Here is a 6,067-nt window from a genome sequence, read left to right as displayed (position 1 = left end):
GTCGCGCAGGACGCGGACGGGGCCCTGTCGCACGCAGTCGGAGCGTCGGGGCCGACGCTCGTCCTCGTGCACGCCGACGGCGTGATCGACGCCGTCGAGCCGGCACCCCAGGACCGCTTGGCCACGATCGGGCCGTGGCTCGACGAACGGCTGCCGGGGCTGCTGCAGGCGGGCGCCACGTCGTAGGGCCGAGGGAAGCCGCGTGCGTCCTCTGCACGCCCTCCTGCCACGCACGCCTGCGGCAGGCGCTCCTCAGCTCTTCGCCTCGTACATGCGACGGTCAGCGGCGTCGAGGAGGGCGTTCGGCGTGCTCGCATCCTGCGGATGCCGGGCGATGCCGACGGTGGCAGCGACGCTCACCGTCCGGTCCTCGTCAAGCGGCACGGGGTCGGCGACGGATGCGACGATCTGCTGCGCGGCGCGCAGGGCGGGAGAAGGGTCGTCGGTGGGCAGTCGTGCGAGCACGGCGACGAACTCGTCGCCGCCGTAGCGCGCCAGCAGGTCTCCGGCGCGGAGCGCACCCTGCATCCGGCGTGCGACGGCGGCGAGCACCCGGTCTCCGGTCGCGTGGCCGAGAGAGTCGTTGACGGCCTTGAACCCGTCCAGGTCGAGGAACAGCACGGCCACTCCGTGCCCGTCGCGCCGGGCACGCGTGAGCTCGAGCTCGAGGTGGTCCAGGAGCTGGGCGCGGTTGGGCAGCCCGGTCAGCGGGTCGTGGTAGGCGAGGTAGACCGCCCGTTCCTCGCGCTCGACGCGCTCGGTGACGTCGACCTGGTTGCCGATGAAATGCGTGAGCTGACCGCTGGCGTTCAGGACCGGGGAGATGGTGAGCTCGTTCCAGAAAGGCGTGCCGTCCTTGCGATAGTTGAGCAGGGTCGTATGGACGGAGCGGCCCGCCGCCAGGCGGCGGGCGATGGGGCGGACCTGCGTCCGGTCGGTGCCCGAGCCCTGCAGGAACCGGCAGTTGCGGCCGAGCACCTCCGCGGCGGCATAGCCGGTCAGCGCGAGGAAGGCGGCGTTGGCGTACACGATCGGCATGTCCCGTCTGCGCGCGTCGGCGATCACGATGCCGTTGGAGGCGGTGTCGATCGCGCGTAGCAGCAGGTCGGGCAGGACGTCCGCGGGGACCCCGACCGCGGACGCGGCGGTCGCGCCGGCGCGCGCGGTGCTGGGCGGGGAGGAGGCCGGCCGGGGGCGTACGCGCTCCAGCAGCAGGGTCGCGGCGTCGATCACCCGGGCGCGGTCATGGGTGAGCACGAAGGCGAAGCGGCGCTCGCCGTCGGGTCGCCGCTCCAGCTCGTGGGCCGTGATCGCCGCCGCGTAGTGCGGAGCGACGATGATCACGGCCCAGTCCTCGGCCAGCGGGTCTCCCGGGGGCACGGCCGTGCCGTGCACGCCGCGCGCGGGCTCCTCCGGCATACCCGGGCCCAGCAGCGCCGTGAGGGCGGTGACCTCGGCCACCGCCTCGTAGCGGCGGCGGGTGGCCGGCGTCACGGCACTGGCGTGCTGGAAGGTCGCGAGCACGACGGTGAGCTCGTCGAGGAGCAGCGCCTGCCGCTCGAGCTGACGCGACATCGCCGCGAGCAGGGGCACCCCGGCGATGCCGGGTGAGCTGTCGGCGCTGAGCAGGCTGAACGGGGTGCCCACCGGCCTGCTGCGCGTGCGTGCCGGCAGGCGGAGGGGCACCGTCTCGGCGGGCAGGGCGTCGATGGGGCGGCCGAAGCGCCATCCCTGGCCCAGGCGAGCGCCCGCCGCCAGGGCGCGCTCGAGATGGTCGTCGGTCTCGATGCCCTCGGCGAGGACGAGCGCTCCGCTGCGCTCGGCCTGCGCGTGGACGGCCCCGATGGTGGTGGCGATGGACATGGACGGCTGCTGCCTGACGAGGGCCAGGTCGAGCTTGATGACGTCGGGGGCGAGGAACGGCATGAGGGCCAGCGCGGAAGGCTCGGCGCCCACGTCGTCGAGCGCTACGCCCCATCCGAGGTCCCGCACCCGCCGCACGCCCGACAGCAGCTGCGCCGGTGTCTCGAGCAGGTCCCGCTCGGTCACCTCCACGACGACGCCGACACCGGGCGGCACGAGCCCCGCCAGCTCCTCCAGCCGCCTGCCCGTCAGCGCCCCCAGCGTCACGGGCTCCACGTTGACGAACAACTGAAGAGGAGGCCGGCCACCCGCCACACCGGCGAGCGCCGCGCCCAGGCATCGTTCGTCGAGCGCCCGGACCTCCGCTGCGCCGGCGGCAGCGGCCCGGGCGAACAGCGCCTGCGGCGCGATGACACCGCCGTCGGCCCGGCCGCGGGCGAGCGCCTCGACCGCGACGACGTGCCCCTGGTCCAGGTCGACGATCGGTTGGAAGGCCGGCACGATGTCGTAGCCGCCGTACGACTCCCCCGTATTGTGCGCGTACACCGACATGGGCTCCCCGCCGGCGGCACCAGCAAACGGGCAGCGGCGGCCGGCCTTTCGTCCCACTCGCGAGAAGCCCCGCCAGAGTGGCGGCCCGTGGGGACTCCTTCACGACGTCGCCCGGTTGCCGATAGGGCCTTCGAGCGACCGGAGGGCTGTGGGACGCGCAGGACGTGCTCGCGTCCCGGGTCGGGCCGGCGGCCGGAGCCGGCAGGCCCTGGTCGCCTCGCGCGACTATCAAGGCCCGGCGGAGACGTGGCGACAGGAGTGTCGAGGATGAGCGGCATCGGGGACGACGTGCTGCGTGCGCTGGTGGAGACGGCGCCGATGGCGGTCGCGGTCCACGTCGACGGGCGTTTCGTGTACGCCAACTCGACTGCGGAGGAGATCCTCGGCGTCGGTCCCGGAGCTGCCGTGGGGAGGCTGCTGCTCGATCACGTGCACCCCGATCACGTGGACGTGGTCCGGCACCGGATGGAGACGCTCCTGGCCGGCCACGCCCTGCCGGGCTCGGTCGAGATCACGATGGTCCGCGCGGGTGGGGAGCTCGTGCGGGTCGAGTCCGTGTCGTCGACCGTGCAGGTCGCCGGCCGCACCGGCATCTACGTCATGGCGTGCGACGTCACGGAGCGCGCCAGACGCGAAGCCCACTTCGCTCATCTGGCGACGCACGACGGGCTCACCGGGCTTCCCAACCGACTGCTGCTGCTCGACCGCCTCGAGCAGGCACTGGCCCGGATCGGTCGAGGGTGCGAGGCCGTGCAGGTGCTCTTCCTGGATCTGGACGGGTTCAAGCAGGTGAACGACGCCTACGGCCACGCCGCTGGCGACGAGCTGCTGCGCGAGGTGGGGCGCCGCCTGTCAGCGACCGTGCGGGCGGGCGACACCGTCGCCCGGCTGGCGGGGGACGAGTTCGTGGTGGTCACGGAGCTGGGCGGGACGGAGCTTCCGGCCGGTCGAGGAGGGGACGGCCTGCGGCAGCGGCTCCTCGCAACGATCACCGAGCCGTTCGAGCTGGGCCGCCTGACAGCATCCGTCGGCGTCAGCATCGGCGAGCTCGTCATCGACGACCCCACGACCGCTTCGGACGTGCTCGCCGAGGCCGACCGGCGGATGTACGCCGACAAGCAGGCCCGGTCCCTGACGGGCGCACAGCTCTGACCAGGTGACGCCGGCCGCCCCGGTGAGCGCCGGTGCCGGTCAGCCCATCGCGTGGACCTTGTCGGCGGCGATGGTGACGATGGTCCGCACCTGGTCCCGCCCGCCGAACCACGGATAGGCCCCGCCCAGGTAGCGCTGGGCCAGCTCCTCGATGTGGTCGGCGGCGCCGTCCGTCGTGGTCGCGACGACCCGGCCGCGGACGGCGAAGTAGCGCGACGGGTTGCCCGGGTCCGCCACGGCGAGCGCCACCCGCGGGTCGCGCTCGATGTTGCGCAGCTTCTGGAACCCCGCGACGGTGTTGATGAGGACGTGCTCGCCGTCGGTGTCCACCCAGGTCTGGGTGATCTGCGGCGAGCCGTCCGGCATCAGCGTGGTCACGAAACAGGGGCTGGGCGCACGGAGCAGGGCCAGCAGGTCGGCGGGCAGGTCCACGGGTCTCCTCGGCAAGCGCTGGTGCGGTGTCGGTCACCACCCTCGCCCGCAGCCCTTCCGGCCGCATCCCGAGGCCCGGGGCCGACGCTAGCCGGACACGCTCAGCGTGCGGCCGTGCCACTCAGCCCGCGTGACGGCGTCCAGGAAGACCCGGGCGAGCTGGCGCCGGGAGACCGTCAGCCCGGAGATCTCGTCCCGGTCGTCGACGTGGGCCGCAGCATCGTCCCCGTCCTTGTCCTTGTCGTTGTCCTTGAGGAACACCGGCCGGACCACCGTCCAGTCCAGGCCGCTGGCGCGGACGACCTGCTCCTGGCGCACGTGGTCCTCCACCTGCGGCTGGATCACGAGCGTGAAGAACGCCTTCGCGAAGAACGGAAGGCGCGCGTACGTGTCGCCGATGCCGTACGTCGACTGCACCACCAGCCGGCGGACCCCGGCCAGGCGCATGGCCTCGACCACGTTCGCGGTCCCGCGCGACCGGACGTCGAGCGGCGTGCTCGCTCGCCGCAGCAGCCGCACCTTCAGCGGGTTGTCGGAGATGCCGAGCGCGACGACCACCGCGTCCTGCCCGACCATCGCCTTGCCGAGCGCCTCGACGTCCATGACGTCGCCGGTCACGTACCGGACGTCGTCGCTGCGCGGCGCACCCGGGGCCGAGCGGGCGAACGCGGTGACCAGGTGTCCCGCGCCCGCCAGCTCCTCGACCGCCGCCGCCCCGCTGCCGCGGCTTGCTCCCACCACGAGAACCTTCATGGCTCCTCCTCCGATCGACTGGCTGACGGATCGAGCCTTGTCGCCCGCGCCCGGACGGTCAATGCCAGTTCGACCGGTGCTCTTGCTCGATCGTCCACCCGCGGTCCATGCTGGCCGGCATGGAACCGGACGTGCTCGACCGGGCGCTGCAGGAGTTCGGGATGACCGGCGTCTTTTACGCCGTGTCGGACGTGCCTGCCCCGTGGGGCATCGCGCTGCCTCCGATGCCAGGGACGATGGTCTTCCACCTGCTGACGCGCGGCGAGGCGGTGATCGAGGTCGAGGGCGAGTGGGTGGCCGTACGCCCCGGCGACCTGCTGCTGGTGCCGCACGGCACCGGGCACACGATCCTCGACGCCCCGGGCCGCGTGCCCGTGCCGCTGTTCGACCTGCCGCGCGTCGAGCAGACCGACCGCTACGAGCGCATCTCGCTGCCCGGTGACGGCGCCCGGACCGAGCTCGTCTGCGGCGCGGTGAGCTTCACCGGGCTCGGCGTCGAGCGGCTGGTCCGCAGCCTCCCGCCCGTGCTGCTGGTCGGCCGGGACGAGGACTCTGCGTGGCAGCGGGCCGCGCTCGACGTCATCGCGGCGGAGTCGAGGCACCCCCGGCCCGGCAGCGACCTGATGACCGCGCGGCTGGCCGACGTCCTCGTGGTGCAGGCCGTGCGCTCGTGGCTCGAGTCGACCGTCCCCGACCGCGGCTGGGTCGCCGGGCTGCGCGACCCGTCGCTCGGGCGGGCGCTCGCCGCGTTCCACGCCGAGCCCGCGGCGCAGTGGACCCTCGAGTCGCTCGCCGGGGAGGCGGGCCTGTCCCGCTCCGCCTTCGCCGCGCGCTTCACCTCCGTGATGGGAGAGACGGCGATGGGCTACGTCACCTCGTGGCGGATGGACCTCGCCGCCCGGCTCGTGCGGGAGCAGTCGCTGTCGCTCTCGCGCATCGCCGAGCGGGTCGGCTACCGGTCCGAGGCGGCGTTCAACCGGGCGTTCCGACGGGCGCACGGCGTGACCCCCGGCGCCTACGCGCGACAGGACAACACGTTCCACGTCCCGGCGGAGGTGCTAGCGCCCGCCTGACGGAGGCGACTCCCGCCGGCGCGCCGGCTCACCAGGCGACGATCCGACGGCCCCGTCGTGCATGGCAACGACCGGGCCCGGCCGCAGGCCGGCGAGCCGGTGACCTGTCGTGGACCGGTGGGATCAGCTCGCCGGCCGTAGGGCGGCCTGCGCGGAGCCGGGGACGCGGACGAGGGTCACGTCGTTCTCGACGTCCTCCTTGCGCTGGAGGAACGCGACGAGCTCCTCGGCCTGCTGGACGA

6 protein-coding genes are annotated in these 6,067 nt (G+C 73.6%); 3 read left to right on the top strand and 3 right to left on the bottom strand.

Annotation, left to right across the window (positions count from 1 at the left end; genetic code table 11):
• On the top strand, positions 1 to 186 hold a 186-nt coding region (locus tag G9H71_RS24130), incomplete at its 5' end, for a hypothetical protein (protein ID WP_231135188.1).
• 66 nt (positions 187 to 252) lie between these two features.
• On the opposite strand, the gene G9H71_RS20585 is transcribed toward G9H71_RS24130, so the two are convergent.
• Positions 253 to 2,415, bottom strand: coding sequence for a diguanylate cyclase domain-containing protein (locus G9H71_RS20585; RefSeq protein ID WP_166284655.1), 2,163 nt, complete (start codon positions 2,413 to 2,415; stop codon positions 253 to 255).
• A gap of 267 nt (positions 2,416 to 2,682) precedes the next feature.
• On the opposite strand from G9H71_RS20585, the gene G9H71_RS20580 reads away from it, so the two are divergent.
• Positions 2,683 to 3,567, top strand: coding sequence for a sensor domain-containing diguanylate cyclase (locus tag G9H71_RS20580; RefSeq protein ID WP_166284654.1), 885 nt, complete (start codon positions 2,683 to 2,685; stop codon positions 3,565 to 3,567).
• Between the two features lie 39 nt (positions 3,568 to 3,606).
• Here the strand turns inward: G9H71_RS20580 and G9H71_RS20575 are convergent, their stop codons facing one another.
• Positions 3,607 to 3,999 (bottom strand): PPOX class F420-dependent oxidoreductase, encoded by a 393-nt coding sequence (locus tag G9H71_RS20575; RefSeq protein ID WP_166284653.1) that lies wholly within the window; start codon positions 3,997 to 3,999, stop codon positions 3,607 to 3,609.
• A gap of 87 nt (positions 4,000 to 4,086) precedes the next feature.
• Positions 4,087 to 4,752 carry an NAD(P)-dependent oxidoreductase gene (locus G9H71_RS20570; protein WP_166284652.1) on the bottom strand — a complete coding sequence of 222 codons (666 nt, stop codon included), beginning with the start codon at positions 4,750 to 4,752 and terminating at the stop codon, positions 4,087 to 4,089.
• A gap of 119 nt (positions 4,753 to 4,871) precedes the next feature.
• Here G9H71_RS20570 and G9H71_RS20565 point away from each other — a divergent pair, with 119 nt between their 5' ends.
• A complete protein-coding gene (locus G9H71_RS20565) occupies positions 4,872 to 5,825 on the top strand; it encodes an AraC family transcriptional regulator (protein WP_166284651.1) in 954 nt (317 codons plus the stop codon).
• The last annotated feature ends 242 nt before the right edge of the window (positions 5,826 to 6,067 follow it).

This window comes from Motilibacter deserti (genome assembly GCF_011250635.1).
Lineage (GTDB): Bacteria > Actinomycetota > Actinomycetes > Motilibacterales > Motilibacteraceae > Motilibacter_A > Motilibacter_A deserti.
The sequence above is the reverse complement of the archived record's forward strand: the minus strand, read 5'-3'. Positions and strand labels throughout refer to the sequence as shown.